Source organism: Bradyrhizobium sp. T-1 (genome assembly GCF_053592855.1).
Window position 1 is genome coordinate 176,958 of the sequence record NZ_JBSGOX010000002.1, and the last position, 24,811, is coordinate 201,768.

Consider the following 24,811-nt stretch of genomic DNA (forward strand, 5'->3'; position numbering starts at 1 on the left):
AAATCGTGTTTTCGAATTCACGATGTCACGGCCTGACTGAAGAAGGCGGGCCGTTAGCCGAAGATATGACCAAAAACAAGGCGACGATTGCCGCAATGGCGGCCGGCGGCGCGGTCGCAATCACATTGTCCTTAACTTGTCGTCCGTTAAGAAGCCGATTGTAGCGATGAGCGGTCGCTGGCGGCCGCGATGAAGGTGGTCAGGATCAGGCACCAAAGAGCCCTCAGCCAGGCGAGGACCCGGCGGAAGTTGTGACCGACGGCGGAGAGGATGACGTTAGCCGCATCGCCGGGGCGGCCTTTGAGGTAGCATCGGCCGAGGTGACCATCGGTCTTCAGGTGTCCGATGATGGGCTCGATGGCGGAGCGGCGGCGCAACTCGCGCTTGATGACACCGAAGACGCCGCGCTTCTGGCCGGAAATGAAGACGCGACGAGGATTTTGCGCGTCATGGCCGCGGTATCCCTTGTCGACATAGGCCCGCTCGATCGCACAGCCGGTGAGTGTCTCGGTGCGGTCGATGACGTCCCGCAAGGTGTGACCGTCGTACGGGTTATCGGGTAGCGCCCTGGCGTGCAGCACGAACAGGCCGCCTGGAGCACGGCGGTTGTTGGTGACGATGGAGGCTTTGACACCGAACTCGTAGGGTGCGGCGGCCTTGCCCTTGCCGATGCACTCGACCTCTGGAGCATGGAAGGAATACAGCTTCCAGCCGCGCTGGCGCTGCTGCTGCGAGCGGATCTGCGAGGCCCTGCCGAGCGGCAGGGCGAAGGCGTTCTCGAGCACGGCCTGACCTTCGATCTTGCGGCGGATATCGCGGATGATCCGGCCCAACCGGCTGCGCAGGATGCGCAACTGCCGCTGATGCCGCTTGAATTGCTTGGCGTGGGCGTAGCGTCCCGCCATCATCGCCGCGGTCTTGGCAATGCGAAGATAGGACTGCCGCAGCTTGACCCCGTGCTTCCTCGCCAGGCGGTTGAGCCCCTTGATTGCCGCGTGCAGCAGCTTGGCATCGGTCGGGAAGGTGATGGCCTTTGGCTGCACCGTGGTGTCGACTGTGACCCGCTTGAGGTCCTGGCTGCGTAACGCGCCGGCCTCGTGCGCCACCCGCAGGCTCTCGGCCAACAGCAGCTCCAGCTTGTCGCCGAGCCGCTTGCGCCAGTGGCTCAGGTCCGAGCGCTCGTGCGGGAAGGCGTGCTGGAAGAACTCTTCGCCGGTGAAGTACTGGAAATACGGGTCGTGGACCCAGCGCTCGCACACCCCCTCATCGGACAGGCCGTAAATGTGCTTGAGCAGCAAGAGCCCGATCATGAAGCGGGTCGCGATGCCCGGCCGACCGTTCTCGCTGTAGAGCGGCGCGATCTCGCCGTCGATCCAGTCCCAGTCGACCTTGCCGGCGAGCTGAACCAGCTCGTGCTTCATGTTGATGATCTGGTCCAGCCTGGCCCGGAACAGATCGCCCGATCCCGTCGCTTTGGGCTTCTTCGGTCGCATCGCCACCTCCGATGCGAGGACGGAATCATGACTGGCGATTCGATGGAATCCTCAAAACGAAATTGCAGGGTTCCGATGCCCGAAGCATCAAAACCCTGCAATCCCAAAACAGGCAACAACGAATAATGCGATCCCAGCTCAGTCGTTTAGCCGCTCTTCACGGACGACTAACTTTTGCGACGAACTGCGCGAGTAGCGGCTTGAGGTGCGTACCCTGGGCGCCCGCAACAACCGACCTACTTGAGCCCTGAGCAGAACCGCTGAATGCGTGCACAGGCATCAAGGAGAACCTCGGTCGAGGTCGCATAAGACAATCGGAAATTCGGCCCCTGGCCGAACGCGGCGCCATGCACGACCGCGGCGCCTTCCTCCTCGAGGAGTGCCGCGGCAAAATCCTCGTCGTTCCGGAGGAACTTACCGGAGCGGGTGCTCCTTCCGATCGCGTCTGCACAGGACGGGTAGACGTAGAAGGCCCCGTCGGGAACCGGGCATTTGAGATGATCCGCCTCGTTCAACAACGACACGACGAGATCGCGCCTCTCCTTGAAGACAGAACGACTCTTGGCAATGTAATCCTGCGGGCCGTTTAGCGCTTCGACAGCCGCCCATTGCGCGATCGAGCAGGCACCCGACGTCTGCTGGCTCTGCAGCTTTTCGAGCTCCTTGATCAGCCTCTCGGGCCCACCCGCGTAACCGATGCGCCAACCGGTCATCGCGTAGGATTTCGAGACGCCATTGACCGTGAGGACTCGGTCGCGGAGAGCCGGCTCGACCTGCGCCATGGTGGTAAAGACAAAATTGCCGTAGGTGAGATGTTCATAGATGTCGTCCGACAGCGTCCATACGTGCGGATGCCGGACCAGCACCTCGGAAAGAGCCTTCAATTCATCGCCGCTGTAGGCGGCACCGGTCGGGTTCGACGGCGAGTTCAGAATCAGCCATTTCGTGCGCGGTGTAATGGCCGCCTCGAGCGCCGCCGCGGTCACCTTGAAACCGTCAGACAGACAAGTTGGCACAAAACTGGCCTGCCGCCAGCAAACAGGACGAGATCCGGATAGCTGACCCAATACGGCGCGGGAATGATGACCTCGTCGCCCTTGTTGAGCGTCGCAAGGAGCGCGTTGAAGATCACGTTTTTGCCACCCGTCCCGACGATGGTTTCGCTCGGCTTGTAGTCGATCCCGTTCTCCCGTTTGAACTTCGCGGCAACTGCCTCCCGCAGCGCCGGCACGCCGGGCGTACCTGGGTACTTGGTCTCGCCCCTATCGATCGCCGCCTTGGCGGCCTCCTTGATGTTGTCCGGCGTATCGAAGTCGGGCTCCCCGACGGAGAGGAAGACGACATCACAGCCGGATTTCTTCAGTTCGCGCGCCTTGCGCGTGACGAAGATAGTGGCGGAGGGTTGAATGCGCTCGAGCGCGTCGGACACGAATGACATCTTGCTTTCCTGGAAAAATCCTTTGATTAGGGCGCTGACGATAGAATCAGCGCCTCTCTTTCGCGTAGCGTTCCTTGGTCGCATCGTTCGGTGGATATAGACCGTCGAGCAATGCTCCCGCCTTCACCTGATCGTAGACCCACTCCTCGAAGCGATCTTTCTCGAAGGCTTCGACCGCAACGGCTTCTGCGATCGCGGCCGGCACGACGACGGCACCGTCGTCGTCCGCAACCACGATGTCGCCGGGAAATATCGTAACGCCGCCGCACGCCACCGCGACCTGCGTGTCGGCACAGAAGAACTCGGACGGCGAGGGCGGCGCGGTGGTGCCGTCCGCCCAGATCGGCCAATTGAGTTTCTTCATGCCGACGAGGTCGCGTATCGCTCCGTCGGTGACAAGACCTGCGATGCCTCGCGTCTGCATCCGAGCGCAGATGATGTCGCCGAACACGCCGGCCGACCGCAGCCCCATCGCATCCACGACCACCACGGCGCCGGCGGGAATCTTCTCCATGACCGTGCGCGGCGACGTGGGGCCGGCTACGGCCATGGTCGTCGTGATATCTTCGCGCGCCGGCACAAAACGCATCGTGTAGGCCGGCCCCGCGATGCGCTTCTGCCCTTCCACCAGCGCCCGCGGTCCGCGCAGCGAGACACGGGCGAAGCCCTTCTGCCGAAGGACAGTCGAGACGGTCGCGACGGCCGTCTTTTCGAGGGTTAGCAGGGCCTCAGTCGAAATATTCGTCATCGCCGCTCTCTTTCGATCATGAAGCTTCGCGGTCGCGGTGGCCGTAAAGACGAGCGGCCGCTTCCTGCGACAGACGTCCTTCGAAGACGTCCCTCTCGATCAACGCCGCCGGTCGTTCCTTCGGGTTGCCGAGACCACCACCGCCGGGCGTATGGATCACCAGCCGGTCGCCCGCCTCGATCGTCTGAAGCCCCTTGCCGGCGATCGGCCGTCCGGACGCGAGGCCGACATAGCCCGCCCCGCCGTTCTCGCCGCCCAGGCGTCCTCGCGCCGGATTCTTGACGCGCTCGAAGGCGGCGCTGAGCCGGAACGCGGTGCCGTCGGCGTTCTCGACCTCGATGATTTGGCCGAGACCACCGCGCGTGCGCCCCGGACCGCCGCTGTCTATGCGGAGCTCCTTGCGCCAGAACACGAAGGGGATCTGCGTTTCCGCGATCTCGATTGGCATGCACTGGATGCCCGTTGGGAACGCTGTCGCCGACAAGCCGTCCTTTGTGAAGCGGGCTCCCATACCGCCGCTGGTGGTAACCGTCAACGAGTAGTTGCGCCCCTTGCGCTCTCCGACTGTGAAGGTCCCGCGCAGTGCGATATTCCACATGCACGAACTGCCCTCGGCGGGGATGCGCTCCGGCAGGATTTGCAAGAGGCAGCCAAACACCAGATCCGGCAGCATCTGGCCGATCACGTGCCGCGCTCCGACGGGCGAGGGCTTCCTGGCGTTGACGATGCAACCCTCCGGCGCGAGGACCTTCAACAGGGACAGAGATCCGGCATTGTTGGGAATGTCGTCAGCGATGGCGCAACTGATGGCGAAGGACGTGTAGGCGGTCGCGTAAGTCAAGGGAACGTTGATGCCCTTAATCACCGCGGGGGCGCTGCCGGCAAAGTCGACAACGATGCCGTCCTCGTTAATCGTCAGTGCGGCCCGGAGCGTCAGCGGCTCGTTGTAGCCGTCGACGATCATCTCGTTTCTCCAAGTTCCCTTCGGAAGCGACACGATCTCCTTAAGCACCGCTTGGCGGGAGCGCTCGAGAATGAAGTCGGCGAGCTCCGAAAGATCATCGAGGCGAAACTCTGTCATTGTCTCTTGAAGCCGCCTGACGCCGACATCGTTGCACGCCGCGAGCGAGTAGGTATCCCCGATGGTGTCGACCGGAAGCCGCGTGTTAGCTTCGATCACCGCCATGAGCGTCTCGTTGACCGTGCCGGCGTCGATTAGCTTGATCAACGGAATGTAGAGACCTTCCGCAAATACGTCCGGAGCTTCAGTCCCCGCGCCCAGCCCGCCAATGTCCATGAGATGGCTGGTGCAGGCGAACAGAGCGACACACTTGTCTTTGTGGAAGCAAGGCGTGACAACGACGAAGTCGTTGAGGTGGCCGGTTCCGAGCCACGGGTCGTTGGTGATATAGGCGTCGCCCGGCTTCATCGTTGTGGTCGGAAAGCGACCCAGAAAGTGTTTCACGGACTCTGCCATCGTGTTCACGTGGCCCGGCGTGCCGGTCACGGCCTGCGCCAACATCCGGCCGTAAAGGTCGAATACGCCGACCGAGACGTCGCCGCAGGCGCGGACTAGTGGACTGAAGGCGGTGCGGATCAGAATCTGCGCCTGCTCCTCAACGAGGGCCAGCAGACGATTCCAGAGGACTTGATGGTGGATCGCGGAATTTAGATTTCGGGTTTCGACCGCCTGTTCCGAGGCGGCGATCCGCTGCATGACGATGCTGCCGTCCCCGTCGATGGAGGCGGAGAAGCGTGATGTGATGAAGGTCGTGGTCTCGTCCTCCACGATGAGTGCCGGGCCGCGGATGGTCAATCCATTTGCCATCTGCGAACGATTGTAGGCGGGGACAACGATGGACTTCGAGGCCGTGCCATCAAAGACCTCGCGCACGCCTGCATCCGATGGCTCGCCGATGTTCCAAATGAGAGCTGTCGGTTCGACGGATTTGCGCGTCGTCGAGACAGTCACCGACCAGCTCAGGACCTCGATGGCAGCGCCCGGAATGAACCGGGTGAAGAGGCGTCCGTAGAGATCCTCAAACCATTCGCGCAGCACGGTGCCCGTCAGAGGCTTGGACCGGTCCGGCAGGACAACCGAGATTTCATGACCCTGGCCCACGTAGCGCATGTGCGCCACGCAACGCTCGACGAGCTCTGCGCCCTCGGTCTTCACCAGGGCGATGGTGTCGGCCGCCAAGGCGTCGAGAAAAGCGCCGATCTCGGCTGGATCGACGGAAGCGAGATTGACGTGCTTGCTCCGGATCAGTTCAAAGGAGATCGGCGCCTCTAGGAATCCGACCGCCGAGCCGACGCCCGCGTTGCGCGGCACGACCACCTTGCGGATGCCGACCTTCTCGGCAACCCAAGCGGCGTGCAGTGGGGCCGCACCGCCGAATGCGATCATCGTATAGTCGGCGATGGGCTCGCCGCGTTCGGCTGCGTGCACGCGGACCGCGCTCGCCATGCTTTCGCACACGGTCTCGGTGATGGCGAAGGCCGCCGTTTTGCTCGAAAGGCCGAGCTTCTTGCCAACGGCGGCGTCGAGCGCACGGGAGGCTGCCTGCGGATCGAGTTGAACTCGTCCGCCCGCGAACGCGCCGGGATCCAAGAGCCCTAGCGCGAGGTCGGCGTCGGTCACTGTCGCCCCGGACCCACCACCCGGGTAACAGGCCGGCCCCGGCTGCGAGCCCGCGCTCTGCGGACCGACGGTGACCCTGCGGAGCCGGTCGACGCCTGCGATGGATCCGCCGCCCGCTCCGATCTCGACGAGCTCGACGGCTGGGATCCGCAGCGGCAGCCCGCTGCCCTTCATAAAGCGGTGCGTCCGGTCGACCTCGAACGAGTTGGCGGTGACCGGCTCGCCGTCCTGAATTAGGCAGACCTTTGCGGTCGTACCGCCCATATCGAAAGAGACGACCCGCTTGTCCCCAAGCCTGCGGGCGCGCTGTGCGGCGTAGATCGCTCCGCCCGCGGGGCCGGACTCGACCAGCCGGATCGGATAGCGTTTGGCGGTCTCGATGGAAGTCAGACCGCCTCCGGACGTCACTAGGAAAAGCCGACCGGTGAAGCCCGCTGCCGTGAGCGCCGCCTCCATCCTTTCAAGATAGCCGTTGATGAGCGGCTTCACGTAGGCGTTGGCGGCCGCTGTTGACGTGCGTTCGTACTCCCGGATTTCCGGGCAGACGTCGGACGACATTGTGATCGACAGGTCGGGCATCTGCCCGGCGAGGAAGCGCGCGGCCTTCCGTTCATGCTCCGAATTCGCATATGAATGCAGGAAAGCGATCGCCACGCTCTCGACAAGGCTTTTCCTGAGTTTGTTGACGATTTCGGCGAGCTCCGCGAGATCCAGTTCGAGCTTGACGTCGCCCTTTGCGTCGATGCGCTCGGCCACGGTGTAGCGGCGCTCTCTGGGTATCAGCGGCAGAGGCTTGGTTAGTTGCAGATCGTACTGGTCGTAACGCCCCTCACTGCCGACTTCCAACACGTCGCGGAAGCCAGCGGTCGCGATTAGTGCCGTCTTCGCGCCTTTACGTTCGAGCACCGCGTTCGTCGCAAGCGTCGTGCCATGGATGAAGACGTCGACTTTCGAGAAGTCGAGGTTGACCGTCGCGAGAAGCTGCTTCGCGCCGTTCATCAACCCGACCTCGGGCTGCGCAACCGTAGTGAGGACCTTGCGGGTGACCCTGCCGAAGGGGCCATCGAGCACCACGTCGGTGAACGTGCCGCCGATGTCAATGGCAAGGCGGGTTTCGATCTTCTTGGTCAAGGAATGTCTCCGACAGATCCGGTGCTCATATGAGAAGCGACTTCAATGATTCCGCTTTCCGTCCGCACAATCCGACGAAGCGGTCGAATTCGTCATTGGTCAGCGTAGGCGATTTTTTGCAGTTGAGATTAAGCGTTCCGAAGATCGAGCCGTCGTGCCGATACAAAGGGAACGCAACTGTGCGCCATCCCATGACGAACTCGTCTTCCATCACGCTGTAGCCGCGTTTGCGCGCGGCCATGATCTCGGACTTGATGACTGCTTTATCGGTCTGCGTCGCCTCTGTCTGTGCGACCGGCTTCAGTTTCGCCAAGTAGGAGGTGAGCTCGTTTTCGGTCTTCTGGCCCAGCAGCACGCGACCGGCCGCGGTGCAGTAGGCGGGAAACCGCGTGCCCACCCCTAGCGATCGCGACATCAGTTGTTCGGGCATCGTGTAGGCGACGACGAGCACCTCTGCGCCGTCGAGGACGCCGACCAGACAGGATTGTCCTGTGATCCGCGAGAGCTCTTCACAGGCAGGCTGCAGCACCTGGGCGTGACCGCCGCTCGCAAGGTAGGACGTCGCAAAACGGACGACCTTTGGCGTCAGCCTGAAAGTACGACCCGAAGTCTCTGCATAGCCAAGCGTGGTCAGGGTGTGCAGGATCCTGCGGACGCTCGGCTTGGGAAGATCCGTCGCCCTTGCCAGATCGCTGATAGTCGGAGGCTCGCGATGATTGCCAAGTGTCTCGATGACGCTCAGGCTGCGCGATAGCACTTCGAGGAAATCGGGCCCGCGGCCCGCTGCCTGACGTCTTTCGGTGTCTTCGGCTCGCAACTTCGTCATATTGCATTCTCCGCGGCTGGACGGAAGCCCCGGGTCTCTGCCGCGTCGGCTACGACGATCTGCGGCGTGCAGTGATTCGGCAGGTGCCTGCATGGGTCGAAGCTGACGTCTGACAACCAGCCAAAGTCCATTTTGCGCTCGTGGCGTTCTACGAGATTACGGAGTTCACTCCTGGCGGGTTGTTGAGTTTCAGTTAATAACCAGGCCAAGCCGCGAGACAAGACTTGTCCATGCTTCTTGCGTCGCGGCGACCTCGGAGGCGGCATCACGACCAACGCTTGGCTTGCCGACGACGAAATTCTGCTTCATGATATTTTGCATCGCGCTGGTTGAAACGATCTTGGTAAAAGTCTTCTCGAGGATATCCGTTATCTCCGCGGGAAGCTTTGCCGGACCAAACAGGCCAATGAAGCCGCCTCGCCAATCGAATTCGGCAGGATAGCCCAGGTTCTTAAATGTCGGAATGTTTGCAAAGCCGTCGACTTCATCGGGCGATAGCATCGCCAAAGCTTTGACCGTACGGGCCTCGATTTGAGGCGCTATCGTGCTCATCGTGCCCATTGCGCAGGCCACTTGGTTACTCAACAGATCGTTGAGCATCGGCGCTTCGCCCTTGTAGGGCACATGAACCATCTCGAGCTTGTTATAGTCGGAAAATAGCTGCTGAAAAGCATGGCTCGTGGTGCCGGCGCCAAAAGTGCCGTATGCAAGTCTTTTGCCGCGAGCGTAGGCGACAAATTCTTCCATCGTGTTGGCGGGAGACAGGGCGGGGACCACGAGTGGCATCACGGTCCGGCCGAGCGAGCCGATCGTCGTGAAATCGTCCACCGCATCATAGAGTTTCTGGGCGGCAACGGCCGGCGCCTGTACAAGGCTCGACGAATTGAAGAGCAAGGTGTGGCCATCAGGGTTAGCGCGCGCGACCTCTAAAGAGCCAATCATGCCCCCAGCTCCCGCGCGGTTATCCACGATCACCGTCTGGCCAAGCTCGGTCGAAAGGGTTTGTCCTAGCGACCGAGACAGCACGTCGACAACGCCGCCGGCAGGGAATGGGCAGACCAACCTTATCGTTCTGGTCGGATAACTGGCAGACCGGGCAAAAGGCGCATTGGCCATGACGGCCGTCCCAATAACGCCGACGTGGAATAACCGTCGCGTAATCATGCTGTCTCCGCTCGTACGTTCAGCGTACATTTGTACGTAGTGGAGCACAGATTGCACGAGATCGTCAAACTCTAAAAACGTCGTCCCGTGCCCGCCCTGGTATGCCGACGTCGCCCGAGAATAGAATCTCGGAATCCATTTCCAGGATGAAGAGGCTGAGCGAAGTATCGAGATTACGCACAGTCCTCGCGCGCATGCCGACCTCCGCGCTGTTGGTAGGAGCGGCGATAGCGCAGCTTCTTCGCCGGTCGCTCAGATGCCGACACGATCTCGCTACAATTCCGGGATGCTGACGGAGAGGTTTGCGATGCGCCAGTCGCGTGCGGCCGGCGACAAGCTGTTCGTCGACTGCGCTGGCGACCGCGGGGGTGATCGAGGGATTCGCCGGCGAACGGCGCACCGCGCCGACATCGCGAAAGCGATCAACTTGCTGCTGAACCGGTGGGCCGCGTTCACCCGCTTCCCTCACCAACAACGCTGCTGAACAGCGCGAGGGTGTCGGCCGGCAGATGAAACTCGACCTTCGCCGGCTCAGACGCCGGTAATCACCGTGCTAGAGGGCGTCTACACGATCATCGAACCTGCAAGATGACCGATGATGATCCCAAAGCGTGGCTCTCGGACGTCCTGCGCGGCTACTTGTGCGTCCAGCCAACAGAGTCGCCGACCAGCTGCTGTGGAATTGAAGGCCTCTCAGCAAGCCATCGTCGCTCCCTGACGAGCGTTACCTGCGCTATCTGGGGTCTTCTGGATGCGCACAGAAAAATCACAGCAACGACGCATCAAAGAGCGGCCCCAGCGGAGCTTTCGATATCCGCCGATGCTTGCCTGAAGGCGCTCGCACGCTCTTTTTCTTAGATTTGCGACGTCTCCTTCAATGGCTTCGTCATCGGGAAGTTCAGTTCCGATAGCTTAAAAGGCCAAGATGAGTAGTTGTAGCAGAGCCACGTCTGAAATCCGCGGGCGAGATCGCATCATGAGCTCAGACCCGATAGCGTTGACACATCGCCAAATGATAGTATTATGCACTACTACCATCATCTTTGTGGAGCCTTTCGATGACCTCTGTGTCGACCCCCCAGCAATCTGAGGCCCTCATCGGCCTAACGATGCGTTTCGCTGAGCACGTTGCTTTGCTCAAGTTCGAGGAAATTCCCGCTGACGTCAGCAACAAGGCGAAGCTGATCCTGCGCGATGGCGTTGGTAATGAAATTGCTGCATCCGCTATCAGCGAGCCAGCAAATAAAGTCATCGAGCTTGTCAAAGAGTGGGCCGGCACGCCGCAGAGCACCATCATTGGCCATGGCATGAAAGTGCCGACGCCCAATGCTGCGCTCGTTAATGCGATGATGGGGCACGGAATCGAGCTGGACGACGCGCATGGCTCTGGATTGATAAAGGCCGGTTCCGTTCTCGTTCCGGCAGCCTTTGCAATTTCGGAACTGTCGGGCGCTTCAGGTAAAGACGTCCTCACGGCGGTTGTTGCAGGCTATGACGTGGCAATCCGAATCGCGAAAGCGATCAATCCCGGTCACCGCCAGCGCGGTTATCACACGACTGGAACCGTTTCAGCCATCGGTGCTGCTGCTATGTGCGCGAAGCTTCTGGGCTGCAATGCTGAACAGATCGCCTGGGCCATCGGATTGGCTTGCATGCAGTCGGCGGGCATTCAGTCATATCTCGACGATCCTTGCATGGCAAAACCCTTTAGCCCCGGTAAGTCCGCCTTTAACGGCGTTCTCGCGGCGATCATGGCGAGCCGCGGCTTCAGCGGTCCTAAGAAAGTGCTAGAGTCGCGCGAGGGCTTCTTGAATGCCTTCACGGACAGTGTCCGCCTCGACGACTTGCAAGACAACCTCGGCAAGCATTTCGCGATCATGGAAGTCGGATTCAAGCCACATGCGGCGTGCCGATATGCCCACGGCCCGATCGACCTCGCGCAGGATGCGTTCGCGCTCGACGGCGTGCGTCTCGACAATGTCGATCGTGTTACCGTTCATATGAGCGAGCTTGCGATTCGTCAGGCGTCAAAGCCAAAAGTTACCAACCTCAATGCGGCGATGGGCAGCACGCAATTTAGCATCGCGCTGGCGTTGGCCTCCGGAAAGAATGGCCTGAAGGAATATTGGGACGGCTACAAGCAGGCGGCTGTCCACGAGGGCATGGGGAAGATCGAGTTGCAGAAGGAGGCGGCCTATGGACTGGGCGGACGTCAGGCTCAGATCGACATCGCGCTGAAGAACGGCAAAGTCGTGACTCGCAGCTCCCTCGAGCCGAAGGGTGAACCGTCCAATCCTCTCACCTCCGACGAGCTGGAAGCGAAGTTCTTGGCGATGACGACTATGGTGATCGAAGAGAAGCAAGCACGTCGAATCAGCGACCTCATGATGTCGCTCGAAAAGCAACCCAAGGCCGATGTCGTTCCTCAAGCTGCCGTGGTGGATAATGGGCCGTCGCTTCGAGCAGCATAACGCAAACGTCGATCCGGTCATGCCGTCCGCAATGAATGCGGGCGGCGGAGATCAAATCCCGATCCGCTGCACATTTATGCGCGGGGGATCCAGTCGGGGGGGCGTGTTCCTGGACGACGATCTGCCGCAGGATGAAGTCCAACGGGCTGCCGTCCTGCTCGCGGCGTATGGATCGCCGGACGACCGCCAGATCGATGGTATCGGTGGCGCAGATCCACTGACCAGCAAGGCCGCCGTCGTGAAGTTGTCGTCGCGCCCGGATGCCGAGATCGAGTATACATTCTACCAAGTCGGCATTGATAATCCTTCGGTTTCGACAGGTGGCAACTGCGGTAACATGCTTGCCGCGGTCGGGCCGTTCGCTATCCGTCGCGGTTTGATCGATGCGGTCGAGCCAGAAACGATTGTGCGGATATATAACACCAATACTCGGCAGGTCGTGGTATCCCGCATTCCGGTTCGCGATGGTGAGCCGCTGTCAGACGGCGACTGCGCAATCGCCGGTGTGCCCGATACGGGGGCGCCGATCCGTTTAGATTTCGGCAATTGTGCCGGCGCCGTATCAGGCAAGCTATTGCCCACGGGGCGCGCTCGCGAAGCTATATCGATCGATGGCAAGACCATTGAAGTGTCACTGATCGACGCGGCCACACCATTCGTTTTTGTCAACGCGGTCGATGTCGGGGCAGTCGGCACCGAGTCGCCGGACGCGCTACGCATCAACGAAATGCTAATGTCCCGCTTGGAGCAGGTTAGGGGATGGGCGGCTGTTAAACTCGGTCTGGTGACAGATCAAGCCGAGGCCCGCACCAAAAGCCCAAACATTCCGCGTGTAATAATGGTCTCGCCGCCGAGGTCCTATTCGGCTATTGGTGGCCATGAGGTCGCGGCATCGGACATCGATATCTGCGTTCGGCAGCTCGCCATGCAGCGCCCCCACAAGGCGCTCGCCGTCACCGGTGCGGTGTGTACCGCAGTGGCCTGCTCGGTCCCGAACTCGGTAGTTGCGGCAGCCATCGGCAAGCCGTTGCAGAACGTCCGACTTGGCCATCCGAGCGGCGTGCTGCGAGTAGCCTCGAGTATCGCTCAGGGAGCAAGTGGCCCGATCATCGAGAGCGCGCAAATCGAGCGTACGGCACGGATCATTATGGATGGGGCCGTGTATATTCGCCGACGGAAGTTTGAGGAGCTGGCCGCTGCTCTGGCCAGAAAGATAGCTTGATGAGTGAGATGCAATCGCACGACGATGGCTTTGTTCCCCCCGCGCGCCAGGGGAAACCCCGCAAGCGAGGGATGACAGCGGTTATCGACTACGGTCCGGACGGCTTCGGTTGGACGGGAGAGCGAGGCGTGGCCGATCTGCTTGATTGCGCGGCCGAGTATATCGACTTCGCCAAGATCTATGCGATGAACGCACTGCTTTTGCCAAAACCGGTCGTGCAGCGGATCGTCAAACTGTACCGCGACTCGGGAGTGAACTGCTATTCAGGCGGCATTCTGTTCGAATATGCTTATCAGCGCAACGAAATCGATCGCTTCAGTAGTCATCTGTGTTCGATCGGCTTCACTTCTCTGGAGATTTCGGAAAATTACATCACGCTGAACGACAACGAGCGTCTTTCGTTCATCGAGCGCTTTCAGCGCCTTGGGCTTTCGGTTATCTACGAATTTGGGCGTAAGAACCCCGAGCAGCCGATGCGGATGGAAGAACTTGAAGGTCTCGTCACTTCGTTAACCAATCGAGGCGTCGACCATATTATCGTGGAGCAGTCCGAGATAGACATGGCTGCAAAAAGCGCGCCCGATCTGCTCAAGGCGCTGGCGGCCGCGCCTTGGTTCGAACGAATTTTGATTGAGGCTGATCCGTACCGCTACCCAAAACAACATGTCGGCCTGCTGCAGGATTTCGGCCCGGATGTCAATCTTGCCAATATCGCGCCCGGGCAGGCCCTGAGACTGGAGGGTTTGCGTCGCGGGATAGGTCGCGCTGTCAATTATTCCATTCTCGCCGAGTGATACGCTTAAGTCACAGCATCACTGCGAACAAAGTTCAGCGACGGCAAATGCGGCGCGCAGGAAATTGACGTTGTTTGCAACGTAGGGCCGAGTCCTCGGCGCATGAAGGTGGCGACGTGCTCTATCGTCGCCGCCATTCCGTGCTCCACGCTTGAATGCGTTAGGCTTAGTCGCCAGCTCGGCAGATCGCGCTGTGGTTATCTCCTTGCCAGCCAGGCTGTAGATCGTGTTATTGTCGGGTTTGGCCTCTCGCAGCATGCCGTCCACGATCTGACGTACGCACTCGGAATCTGCGGCGGCCAGCCGGTTTGACTGCGCGCGCAATGGGTGGCGGTCAGCTGCGGAACTTTTGCGAGTTCGTCCCCGTTTGCCAGATAGTGTGCTGGCCGTACTAGTGTCTCTGCACAATTATTATGACTCTTTGGAAGTGTCGGGATAGGCGCGGCCCATTTTGGCGCGGGCCCTGTCTGTCGTGAACATCCATTTGATGCGGGAGCGTGCGGCATTCCTCTGGCGTTCCCAAATGGCGATTTCGCGGCGCAGCCGCTTGGGGTCATCGATCCTGCGATCGAGGCACTGTCCCCGCAAGACGCCGATCTCGATCTCGACCATGTTGAGCCAGCTTGCGCGTTTGGGGGTGTAGTGGAACTCGAGCCGCCGCAAGATCCGTCGGGCTTCGGCAGGCGGGAACGCCTGATAGAGGGCGCCGGCAGAATGAGTCGATAGATTGTCCTGGACGACCCGGATGGTCTCGGCGTCGGATAATGGATGTCGACGAGCTCGCGCATGCATTGGGCGTAGTCTTCTGCCGCGCGCCGCTCGGTGACTTTGACCTTGCGCCAGGGACGATGCACGTCAAGCAGGACGAAGAGACTGACCGTACCGTTGCGACGATACTCGTAATCGTAACGTTTGAGCCGCCCGGGCTCGGCCGGGATTGGCTAGCGCGCCTCGCCGATGAGCTGCACCGGGCTTTCATCGAAGCACACCACCGGCCGCTCGGGATTGGACGGCTTGGCGTAAAGATCCAGCACGTCCTCCATGCGGGCGACGTATTCGCCATCGATCTGCGGAATGCACCACATGTCCTTGCGCCAGGGTTTGAGGTCATTTTCGACCAGGCGCCGCCGAACCGTCTCGTGCGACAGGCTCTTGTGCTCGGTGAGCTTGACCAGCGCACCTGCCAGCAGCTTGAGCGTCCAGCGGGCACGGCCCTCCGGCGGACCGGCACAGGCGGTGGCCACCAGCAAGGCTTCTTCCTTGCCCGTGAGTTTGCGCTCCGCCCCGGGACGCGGCTCTTCGCTCAGCGCCCGCTCCAGATTGCGTTCCACGAAGCGTCGCTTAGTCCGGTACACGGTCGAGCCGCCCACGCCGACACTTCTGGCGATCTCCTCGTCGCCGACCCCGGCATCGGCAGCCAGCAAAATCTGCGCTCGCTTGAGCTTGCGGGACGCATGCTTGCCGCCGCTGAGCAGGGTCTTGAGTTCGGTGCGCTCGACTTGGCTGAGTTTCCTTGATCGAGGCACGCACGTACAACTGAATCGGATGGCCGGCGTGAGTCCTTCGGCAAAAACCTTCACGCCCAAACAGGGGCAATACCTTGCCTTCATCCACCTCTATACGCGGCTGCACCGCAGGGCCCCGGCGGAAACCGACATGCAAGAGTATTTTCGCGTCAGCCCGCCTTCGGTTCACCAGATGGTGCTGACTCTGGAACGAGCTGGCCTAATCAGACGGCAGCCAAGGATACCCCGCGGCATCGAGGTCCTCGTTGATCCCAAGAGCCTGCCGGAGCTAATCTGACCGCCGGACGCGCAACACGTCAAAATCACTGTGCAGAGCCACTAGACCTTCCGGCTTTTTGGCTTCTCGTCGCAATGAGACGCGCTTGATCTGCGAGATTTGAAGCGCAACATTCTGAACTCGTCGACATGGCGGGAGATGTAAAGCAATTTGGAAACCAGGACCAGCAACCAGCGTTTGATATCATGTGAGATCTCGATCATGCTTTGATCTGCGACGAATGGCGCAAGACGCTCTTAGAAGCCAGCTGCGCTCTGAGTTAGCTCAGCAAAAATTGTATCGTACGCTTCACATGACCAACCGAAGTTGCTTTCCGTTTTAACAATGGGAATGCCGATGGGAGCATATGCATTGTGCTGGCGCTTACTCACGCTGCCGTCAAGGGACAGGGCGAGGTCAGCGGTACCGCACTTTGGCCGATAGCCCGCGGCCCTCCCATGGCCGAAGCGGTTCGGTTTCTTTGCCAGGATATACGACAATGCAATAGGGCGCATGCACTAGACACCTTCGAGGTTTCGGCAACCCCCTTCCGCATTGATAATGATGCGAGCAGAGCCAGAAGCAGGATCGCCCGCTTGCTCAACGCTCCTGTCGCTTCGCTGGCTGCGCAAGCACCCTTACAGATCCTGACCGCACTGATCGCCGACGTCTGCCTGTCCGGTTACACGGAAAGGAAGGACCTGCGCTTGCCGAGGACCGCACCAACCTGTCCGAGCCGGACTCAAAGCTGCACCAGCGATTTTAGGCAATCCACGACTACTCGGATTCGGAGTTCGTGAGGAGAACGTCGCGCCTTTCATGCCATAACGCCGGAGGACATTCAGCGGCGTCTATGCCAACGCGATGAAGGAAACCCACTGACCTTCCTACACCAACTAAGCGGCGCTGCTGTCGAGGTCGAACTTCACGACGGGAGCTCGCCGAACGTCGAACCGACACCTTCATCAACCTCGAGCTCAAGACGGTGGAGAATCCTGCTACTTCTCTGAATTGCAAGTCCAGGGCCAAGCCAATAGAGCAAATCTTCCTGGTATTTCCACGGCTTCCGCAACTTAAGCCGGACCAGGAGGCGGCGCAATCGCGCTTTGGCAGGTTTGTGAGCTTGCGGACCGGGTCGACGCCAGGATCGTGCTGTGGACCACGGGCGCGAACGTCTACCCCTACTATAAGCATCCGGCCTTATGCAGCTGCACCATATGCCCTATGACCCAAGCATGGCGTATTTCCGCCGCGAGCCGATCGCGGCGGATGACAGGATGGTGGATCTGGGTGGCAGAAAGTCAAAAAGGCGCATCCATTCGGCAACCGGTAATCCTAATCGACTCAGCAGTCTTAGCTCTGGTCAGCCTCGAGACGATCCGAGTTCGCGACTTGCTCATGATGGTGCGACGCATCTTCCAGCACGTATCGTGGTAGGGAGCTTTCATATCCTCGTGAACGCAGCGGACACTGTTCAGTTACACACCGCGCTGTCGCCGCAGAAGAAGAGAGCAAAACGGTCCCGTTCTAGGCCGCGCTCTTCTTGATCGATATCGATCATTGTAGCCGATGCTGCAAAGGGGACGTTGAGCTTCCGACCTATGTCGTAATGCTTCGACCGCTAAGGGGACGCAAATCGATCGTCCGCCCTTTCTCAATCATTTCCTCCCGCCTGATTTTCTCAACCCCCCATTGGCATGGGGCTTGCTGTCTCGGCATTGCGATCTGATCTTGATACGGAGCGCCTCAAACATGAGCCACGATACGTCAATAAAGCTATCCGAGCGCGAAAAACAATGCCTGCAGTTCGCGGCAGAAGGGAGATCGTCTTGGGCAATTGGGAGGGAACTGAAGATCAGCGAGAATACGGTCAATTATCATAAGAACGCCCTGCGAAAGCTTGCTACGAGGACCCGCGTCCAGGGTATCATCAAGGCGATACGCCTCAAGCTGATCCCAGATCCGTCGCAGGAAACGCGACGAGGATAAGGACTAGCGCGACGTCGAGCTTTTGCGACGTCCTCAAGTCCCGGGAATGTGAACCTCCTCCGATCCCCTGAGGCACGTTGCTCGCCAATGAGCCAAGCTTCGTCGCCCGGGAGATGCTGCTGACCCTTATCCCAAATCCGCTGAGGAGGGCCGTCGGCGGTGCGGACACGGAGAGCAGCAAAGCGGGCTGTCAGCCGACCTTTGGTCCCGCTGCGCCAGCTCACGGCTTTCCATTTGGCGCTGGCCAGCATTTGTTCTGCGCCAATCGACAAGATATCAGGCACGTGGTGCTTTCGTGGTTTCCCGCGGGCTTTGGTAATCGGCCAAATGAGCTTCACATCGACCGGGTACACTTTCAGGTGCCGAGGGATTCCGACAGCCCAGACCAGCCCGCGCTCTGTTAGCCCTAGTCGAAACGGTACGCTGAGACCGTATCCTGCACCGCCAGCACATATCCAAAGCGCACGTTGGCTGCTATCGCGCGGTCAATCTCGGCCAAAGCAATCTCCGGCTTGGACCGTGGCGTTCGATGTTCGACTGGCACGCGAGCGCGCTTCAAACGAGATACGTCGCTTGTCCAACTGTCAGGCAGAAAGAGACGTAACGCGACCATCACGGGCACTTCGCCGCTCGCAAGCGTCAAAGACACCAGTGTCTGGCAATTTGCCGTTTTACCGAGTGCCGAGGCGTATTGAGCCCCAACACCGACCGAGCGCTCACCCTTCTTGGGAAGTGAGGTGTCATCAATAACCAGCACCGCAGCCCTGCCGCCGACAAGTCGATCCGCCTGGTTGAGCAACTCTGTCCCCAGCGGCGTCGCGTCCCAGACACCGTCCGCAATGAAATGGTGCAACTGGTCGTAGGTGCTGGTGGCAAGGCGTTCCGCCATCGGCTGAACGCTCTTACGATCGCCGGGACCGATCAATCCCGCAACATACAGAGGACACATCCGCTGCCGGGTCTTATGACCCAGCCGGTCCAAGAACGGCATCAACCAGCGTTCGAGTTCGTCTTCCCATCCTGGCATGGTCAGCCCTCCAAGAGCCGACCACCCATGAATCATTGAAAAATTGATTCGGGAATCTTGAGGGTTCTGTGAGGTCGCGTGGCAGGCGCGAGCCGCGCGCTCGGTCGTGGGTGCGACCTCATAGAAGCCGGATTGAACGAAGCTGCGGAGTTGTGGGCGCTATGGGAATAGTGCAGCGGGTGCGGCTGCGGGGAAGGCGCGCCTGTGGTCGCCGGGCGTCGGCGAGACGTTCATCGGATGTGAGCGGCCGGATTGATCGGGCCAAGGGCGCGATCCAGCGAGCGATTTGCTGCGCTGGGATGCGTGGCCGAACGATTGGCCGGGTGTTCGGAGACGAGTGCGGCCACGGCGACTTCGGACGTTGCCACCGCGAAGGTGATCACAGAAGAGGTGGATGGTGCAGGCGCTGGTCATGACGTATCACAACGAAACGGATGGTCGTGGGCACGGGCTCGCGGGACGACATCGACGCGGCGCATGGTGCCGCCGCAATGCGGGCAGACGGGGATCTGACATGTGGTGAGGGGATCGTCGCCGGCTTCTTGATCAGTCGGCGCGTTGCGGACAGCAAGGAGTTGACGGCAGAGAGCGATTTTATCGTTGCGTCCGCCATTGGCGAGGAAGCCATAGTGGCGGATGCGATGGAAGCCGTCCGGCAGGGTGTGTAGCAGAAAGCGCCGAATGAACTCATCGGCATCAAGCGTCATCACTTTGGCTTTACGATTCTGCCGATAGTCCTTCCAGGGAAAGCTCACCTTGCCGTCGGCAAGCGAGATCAGCCGACTGTTGGCGATGGCGACGCGGTGCGTATAGCGGCCGAGATAAGCCAGCACCTGTTCGGGCCCGCCAAATGGTGGCTTGGCATAGACGACCCAGTCGGTCCGTCGAAGTTGATTAAGGCGCGCGGCGAATGCAGCGGGATCGGTGAGATGGGCGAGAGCGCCAAAGAAGCTCAGCTGGCCAGCCGCGTAGGCAGCTTGCAGCTCTTGCAGAAACAGGCGGCGGAACAGCCGGGAGAGGACGCGCACTGGCAGGAAGAAGCCGGGCCGGCAAGCGACCCAGCGTGTGCCGTCGAGCGAGGGTCCACCGCCCGGCACGACGCAGTGGATATGCGGATGGTGTTGCAGGGTCTGGCCCCAGGTATGGAGGACGGCAGTCACGCCGAGCTGAGCGCCGAGATGCTTGGGGTCGGCTGCGATGGTGGTGAGCGTTTCGGCTGCGCAGCGGAACAGGATGGCATAGACGACGGCCTTGTTCTGGAAGGCGATCCCTCCGGCGAGGGCCGGCATGGTGAAGACGACGTGGAAATACGGTACGGGAAGGAGTTCAGCTTGCCGTTCGGCGAGCCATTGCGCGCGCGCCGCGCCCTGGCACTTCGGGCAATGCCGATTGCGGCAGGAGTTGTAGGCAATGCGTGTGGCGCCGCAGTCATCGCACTGCTCGACGTGGCCGCCGAGCACAGCCGTCCGGCATGCCGTGATCGCGCCCATGACGCGCCGCTCGACGCGGCCCAGATGCTCGGCACGGGCTTGTCGAAACACTTCGCCGTGGCGGCGGAAGATATCCGCCACTTCCAGAACCGGAGCCATGGCGCCCGCTCAGCCGGGCGGCACGACCTCCAGGTGGAGCCGGTCCAGCGGACTTGGCGTATTGCTGATGGTCTTGGTGGCGACCTGGGTATAGCGCGCCGTGCTGGCCAGGCTGGCATGGCCGAGCAGCACCTGGATGATGCGCACGTCGGCCCCGCTCTCCAGGAGATGGGTCGCGAATGTGTGCCGCAACGTGTGCACCGTCACCGACTTGCTCAAGCCGGCCGCCGCACAAGCTGAACGGCAGGCGGCGTGCAGCACGTTCGGGACGAGCGGACGCTCGTCGTCGCGGCCGGGAAACAACCATCGCTTTGGCCGAGTGAGCCGCCAATACGTCCGCAGAATCCTCAAAAGCTGCGGCGAGAGCATAACGTAACGGTCCTTGCCGCCCTTCCCGTGCTCGACCCGGATCAGCATCCGTTGGCTGTCGATGTCGACAACCTTCAAGAGGACCAGTTCCGATACGCGTAGTCCGGCGGCATAGACCGTGGTCAGCGCGGTACGGCTCTTCAGGCTCGGGACTGCTTCCAGGAAGCGCACGACCTCGTCGGCGCTCAGCACGACCGGAAGTTTGCGCGGTTGGCGCGCATAGGCGATGCGCTCCGGAACGGTGTCATGACCAAGCGTCACACCGTAGAAGAACCGCAGCGCGCACACGATCTGGTTCAGCGCCGGCCAGGACATCCCCGTCGCCACCAGATGAACCTGGAAGGCACGGATATCCTCCAGGTCAAGGCGGTCGGGAGAGCGACCGAAATACCGGCTCAACTTCGCTACGGCGTTGAGGTAGGATTGCTGCGTCGCCGGTGACAGATTGCGGACCGTCATGTCCTCGATCATGCGGCGGCGAAGTGGGCTGATCTCAGCCATCGGAAAACCTCCTGTCTGAAGGGTTGGGCTTCGAAAACCCGCAATCCTCTCAGACAGGAGGCAATCCTTGCTATGCCTCCCTACATGCCGCGCCAGCGGCTTCGTTCAATCCTATAAAACGCGGCAAAATCAACAATCTGCCAAAGTAGTGCTAGGCGCCGTCGATATAACAGTGGCCTGCGCAGGAGCGAGAGGCCTTTGAGGTGGTCGCGGATGGCGTTTGGCTGTTCTGAGACACCAGCAGACTTTAACTTGCAGGCGTTTCTCGGTCGCCTCACCAAGCTTGTGGAGCGGGGTTATGAGAGCGCGTCGGTCAGCTCCGGAACCGCCTGGTAGAGGTCGGCGACCAGGCCGTAATCGGCCACCTGGAAGATCGGCGCGTCCTCGTCCTTGTTGATCGCGACGATCACCTTGGAGTCCTTCATGCCGGCCAGATGCTGGATCGCACCGGAAATGCCGACGGCGACATAGAGCTCGGGGGCCACGACCTTGCCGGTCTGGCCGACCTGCCAGTCGTTCGGCGCATAGCCGGCGTCCACCGCCGCACGCGAGGCACCGACGCCGGCGCCCAGCTTGTCGGCGAGCGGCTCGATGTATTTGGCGAAGTTCTCGCGGCTCTGCATGGCCCGGCCACCAGAGACGATGATCTTGGCCGAGGTCAGCTCGGGACGGTCGCTCTTGGCAACTTCCTCACCGACAAAGGTCGACAGGCCGGGATCGGCCGCGGCAGCGACGCTTTCGACCGGCGCGTTGCCACCGGCAGCTGCCGCCGCAAAGGTCGAGGTGCGGACCGTGATGACCTTCTTGGCGTCCTTCGACTTCACCGTCTGGATGGCGTTGCCGGCATAGATCGGACGCTCATAGGTGTCGGGCGCGACCACCTTGGTGATCTCCGAGACCTGCATGACGTCGAGCAGCGCCGCGACGCGCGGCATCACGTTCTTGAAGCGCGAGGTCGCGGGCGCGACGATCGCATCGTAGGACGGGGCCAGCGAAACGATCAGCGCGGCCAGCGGCTCGGCCAGATCGTGCGCGTAGGCCTCGCCTTCGGCGACCAGCACCTTGGCAACACCAGCGAGCTTCGCGGCGACCTCGGCCGCAGCCTTGGTGCCCTGCCCGCCGCCAGCGACCAGCACGTGGACGTCGCCGCCGAGCTGGGACGCCGCGGTCAGCGCCTTGTTGGTGGAGTCCTTGAGGACCTCCTGTTCGTGTTCAGCAATCAACAACGCAGTCATCAGAGCACCCCGGCTTCGTTCTTGAGCTTCGACACCAGCTCGGCGACGTCCTTCACCTTGACGCCGGCCTTGCGGCCCGCGGGCTCAGCCGTCTTCAAAACTTCGAGGCGCGCAGTGACGTCGACACCGTAATCGGCAACGGTCTTCTCCGCGATCGGCTTCTTCTTGGCCTTCATGATGTTGGGCAGCGAGGCATAGCGCGGCTCGTTGAGACGCAGATCGGTGGTGACGATCGCCGGTCCCTTGAGCTTGACGGTCTGCAGGCCGCCGTCGACTTCACGGGTGACCTTGAAGTCGGAGCCTTCGACCTCGAGCTTCGAGGCAAACGTCGCCTGCGACCAGCCCAGCAGCGCAGCCAGCATCTGGCCGGTCTGATTGCTGTCGTCGTCGATCGCCTGCTTGCCGAGAATGATCAGGCCGGGCTGCTCTTCTTCTGCAACCTTCTTGAGGATCTTGGCGACGGCGAGCGGCTCGACGGTGCCTTCGGCCTTCACCAGGATGCCGCGATCGGCGCCCATGGCAAGACCGGTGCGGATCGTCTCCGACGCCTGCGCCGGTCCAATGGAGACCACCACGACTTCGGCCGCCTTGCCGGCTTCCTTCAGGCGCAGCGCTTCCTCAACCGCGATTTCGTCGAAGGGGTTCATCGACATCTTGACGTTGGCGAGTTCAACGCCCGATCCATCGCCCTTGACGCGGACCTTGACATTGTAATCGACCACCCGCTTTACCGGCACTAAGACCTTCATCAGGGTTTCCTCAACAATTGCAGCAGTTGACATCTGTTGAAGGATAGTATCTCATGCTACTACCATATTCCAGGAAGCAGGGAAGGCGGAATCTGCGAGCCCAAGACCCCGCCAGGAAAGAACTCGTATTATGCCTCGTGAATTCGACGCTGACGTCATCGTGGTAGGGGCAGGAAATGCTGCCGCTTGTGCGGCCATATCCGCCAGCAATAATGGCGCGACTGTCCTCATGCTTGAGGCGGCGCCTCGGGACGAGCGGGGAGGGAACTCGACCTATACGGCGGGCGCCATGCGATACGTCTTCAATGGTGTGGAGGACGTGCTAAGCGTAGTGCCGGACATCAATCCCGATACGTTAGCCAATACTGATTTCGGCACTTACACCGAGGACCAATTTTTCGATGACATGTTTCGCGTGACGCAATTCAGGACCGATCCTGACTTATGCGAGATTTTAGTCAAGCGCAGCTTGCCGACGCTTCGGTGGATGCGAGAGCAAGGCGTTAGGTTTCAAACTAGTCATGGGCGGCAAGCCTACAAAGTGAACGGACGGTTCCAATTCTGGGGTGGGCTCAGTGTGGAAGTGTGGGGTGGTGGTCCCGGTCTCGTGGACATGCTGCTAGAGTCCGCGGAAGGGAAGGGTATCCAGTTTCTTTACGAAACTGCCGCGGTCAGTTTGATCAATGACAATAGCGGGGTCGTTGGAGTTCGCGTCCGGCATCAAGGCAAGGAGCGCGATCTGCATTCAAATGCTGTCATCCTGGCGTGCGGAGGCTTCGAGTCTAATACGGAAATGCGCGCGCGGTATCTCGGACCAAACTGGGACCTGGCGAAAGTTCGTGGCACACGCTTCAATACCGGCGCTGGAATCCAAATGGCGCTTGCGATTGGTGCAATGCCATGTGGACATTGGTCCGGAGCACATGCCGTCGGCTGGGACCAAAATGCTCCGGCGTTCGGCGATCTCGCAGTAGGGGATGCCTACCAGAAGCACAGCTACCCATTCGGCATCATGGTCAATTCCCGAGGCCAACGCTTCCTTGATGAGGGAGCCGATTTTCGCAATTATACCTATGCCAAGTATGGTCGCGAAATCCTAGCGCAACCCGGCCAGTTCGCTTGGCAGGTATTCGATGCTAAGGTGCATCACCTTTTGCGCGACGAATACAGGATCCGGCAAATCACCAAGATTACGTCGGATACCCTGGAGGGTCTCGCCGACCAACTCGAAGGCGTTGATCGCAACGCCTTTCTCAAGACCGTCGCTGAATTTAACGCATCGGTGCGGCAGGACGTTCCCTTCAACCCGAATGCGAAAGATGGCCGCTCCGCGGAGAGTTCGCCGCGCAAGTCCCATTGGGCCAACACGATTGATACAGGACCATTCGAGGCTTATGCCGTCACGTGCGGTGTCACCTTCACATTCGGTGGACTCAAGATTGACCAGAGCGGTCAGGTGCAGGATACAGCCGGCCTTCCGATTCCCGGCTTGTTCGCAGCTGGAGAGCTGGTCGGGGGGCTGTTCTATCATAACTATCCAGGTGGCACGGGGCTCACTTCAGGCGCTGTATTCGGGAAGATCGCAGGTGAGAGCGCTGCTGCGGCAGTCGCTGCAAGCAAGAGCCGTTCAGCGGCCTGATCA

15 protein-coding genes and 3 pseudogenes are annotated in these 24,811 nt (G+C 60.7%); 6 read left to right on the plus strand and 12 right to left on the minus strand.

The window, feature by feature from the left end; all coding sequences use genetic code 11:
* Positions 1 to 146: 146 nt before the first annotated feature.
* The 6 genes and pseudogenes from ACWAT4_RS40225 to ACWAT4_RS40250 all read right to left on the minus strand — a co-directional run bounded on the left by ACWAT4_RS40225 (position 147) and on the right by ACWAT4_RS40250 (position 9,393).
* A complete protein-coding gene (locus ACWAT4_RS40225) occupies positions 147 to 1,493 on the minus strand; it encodes an IS5 family transposase (protein WP_128929701.1) in 1,347 nt (448 codons plus the stop codon).
* Between the two features lie 236 nt (positions 1,494 to 1,729).
* Positions 1,730 to 2,931: pseudogene (locus ACWAT4_RS40230) on the minus strand (pyridoxal phosphate-dependent aminotransferase).
* A 46-nt stretch (positions 2,932 to 2,977) separates the two neighbouring features.
* Entirely contained in the window at positions 2,978 to 3,679 is a 702-nt protein-coding gene (locus ACWAT4_RS40235; protein ID WP_128929700.1) for an RraA family protein, read from the minus strand.
* Positions 3,680 to 3,695: 16 nt separating this feature from the next.
* Positions 3,696 to 7,451, minus strand: a complete 3,756-nt coding sequence (locus ACWAT4_RS40240) for a hydantoinase B/oxoprolinase family protein (RefSeq protein ID WP_128958244.1) — start codon at positions 7,449 to 7,451, stop codon at positions 3,696 to 3,698.
* 25 nt (positions 7,452 to 7,476) lie between these two features.
* Positions 7,477 to 8,277, minus strand: a complete 801-nt coding sequence (locus ACWAT4_RS40245) for an IclR family transcriptional regulator domain-containing protein (protein WP_164933829.1) — start codon at positions 8,275 to 8,277, stop codon at positions 7,477 to 7,479.
* A 189-nt stretch (positions 8,278 to 8,466) separates the two neighbouring features.
* A complete protein-coding gene (locus tag ACWAT4_RS40250) occupies positions 8,467 to 9,393 on the minus strand; it encodes a Bug family tripartite tricarboxylate transporter substrate binding protein (protein WP_164933830.1) in 927 nt (308 codons plus the stop codon).
* 355 nt (positions 9,394 to 9,748) lie between these two features.
* On the opposite strand from ACWAT4_RS40250, the gene ACWAT4_RS40255 reads away from it, so the two are divergent.
* The 4 genes from ACWAT4_RS40255 (at position 9,749) to ACWAT4_RS40270 (ending at position 13,928) form a co-directional block, all read left to right on the plus strand.
* Positions 9,749 to 9,925 (plus strand): hypothetical protein, encoded by a 177-nt coding sequence (locus ACWAT4_RS40255; protein ID WP_164933831.1) that lies wholly within the window; start codon positions 9,749 to 9,751, stop codon positions 9,923 to 9,925.
* Positions 9,926 to 10,499: 574 nt separating this feature from the next.
* Positions 10,500 to 11,912, plus strand: a complete 1,413-nt coding sequence (locus ACWAT4_RS40260; protein WP_128929697.1) for an MmgE/PrpD family protein — start codon at positions 10,500 to 10,502, stop codon at positions 11,910 to 11,912.
* The gene (locus tag ACWAT4_RS40265; protein WP_206733161.1) at positions 11,857 to 13,134 is read left to right on the plus strand and encodes a 2-methylaconitate cis-trans isomerase PrpF family protein; all 1,278 of its coding nucleotides are present in this window, start codon (positions 11,857 to 11,859) and stop codon (positions 13,132 to 13,134) included. Before ACWAT4_RS40260 ends, ACWAT4_RS40265 begins: the two co-directional genes overlap by 56 nt.
* Entirely contained in the window at positions 13,134 to 13,928 is a 795-nt protein-coding gene (locus tag ACWAT4_RS40270; RefSeq protein WP_206733162.1) for a phosphosulfolactate synthase, read from the plus strand. The genes ACWAT4_RS40265 and ACWAT4_RS40270 overlap by 1 nt, the downstream gene beginning before the upstream one ends.
* Before the next feature lie 411 nt (positions 13,929 to 14,339).
* On the opposite strand, the pseudogene ACWAT4_RS40275 reads toward ACWAT4_RS40270, so the two are convergent.
* Positions 14,340 to 15,454, minus strand: a pseudogene (locus ACWAT4_RS40275) (IS630 family transposase).
* A 2,008-nt stretch (positions 15,455 to 17,462) separates the two neighbouring features.
* On the opposite strand from ACWAT4_RS40275, the gene ACWAT4_RS40280 reads away from it, so the two are divergent.
* Positions 17,463 to 17,699 carry a response regulator transcription factor gene (locus ACWAT4_RS40280; RefSeq protein WP_128929695.1) on the plus strand — a complete coding sequence of 79 codons (237 nt, stop codon included), beginning with the start codon at positions 17,463 to 17,465 and terminating at the stop codon, positions 17,697 to 17,699.
* Between the two features lie 50 nt (positions 17,700 to 17,749).
* On the opposite strand, the pseudogene ACWAT4_RS40285 reads toward ACWAT4_RS40280, so the two are convergent.
* The 5 genes and pseudogenes from ACWAT4_RS40285 to ACWAT4_RS40305 form a co-directional block, all read right to left on the minus strand.
* Positions 17,750 to 18,762, minus strand: a pseudogene (locus tag ACWAT4_RS40285) (IS701 family transposase); the annotation flags it as partial.
* 374 nt (positions 18,763 to 19,136) lie between these two features.
* Complete coding sequence (locus ACWAT4_RS40290; RefSeq protein WP_128955091.1) at positions 19,137 to 20,315, minus strand: IS91 family transposase; 1,179 nt, start codon at positions 20,313 to 20,315, stop codon at positions 19,137 to 19,139.
* A gap of 9 nt (positions 20,316 to 20,324) precedes the next feature.
* Positions 20,325 to 21,185 (minus strand): tyrosine-type recombinase/integrase, encoded by an 861-nt coding sequence (locus tag ACWAT4_RS40295; RefSeq protein WP_128929693.1) that lies wholly within the window; start codon positions 21,183 to 21,185, stop codon positions 20,325 to 20,327.
* Positions 21,186 to 21,481: 296 nt separating this feature from the next.
* Positions 21,482 to 22,420: an electron transfer flavoprotein subunit alpha/FixB family protein gene (locus tag ACWAT4_RS40300; protein ID WP_128955090.1), complete on the minus strand. Its 939-nt coding sequence runs from the start codon at positions 22,418 to 22,420 to the stop codon at positions 21,482 to 21,484.
* Positions 22,420 to 23,169, minus strand: coding sequence for an electron transfer flavoprotein subunit beta/FixA family protein (locus ACWAT4_RS40305; protein ID WP_128929692.1), 750 nt, complete (start codon positions 23,167 to 23,169; stop codon positions 22,420 to 22,422). Before ACWAT4_RS40305 ends, ACWAT4_RS40300 begins: the two co-directional genes overlap by 1 nt.
* A gap of 130 nt (positions 23,170 to 23,299) precedes the next feature.
* On the opposite strand from ACWAT4_RS40305, the gene tcuA reads away from it, so the two are divergent.
* Positions 23,300 to 24,808 carry an FAD-dependent tricarballylate dehydrogenase TcuA gene (gene tcuA / locus ACWAT4_RS40310; protein WP_128929691.1) on the plus strand — a complete coding sequence of 503 codons (1,509 nt, stop codon included), beginning with the start codon at positions 23,300 to 23,302 and terminating at the stop codon, positions 24,806 to 24,808.
* Positions 24,809 to 24,811 lie beyond the last annotated feature (3 nt).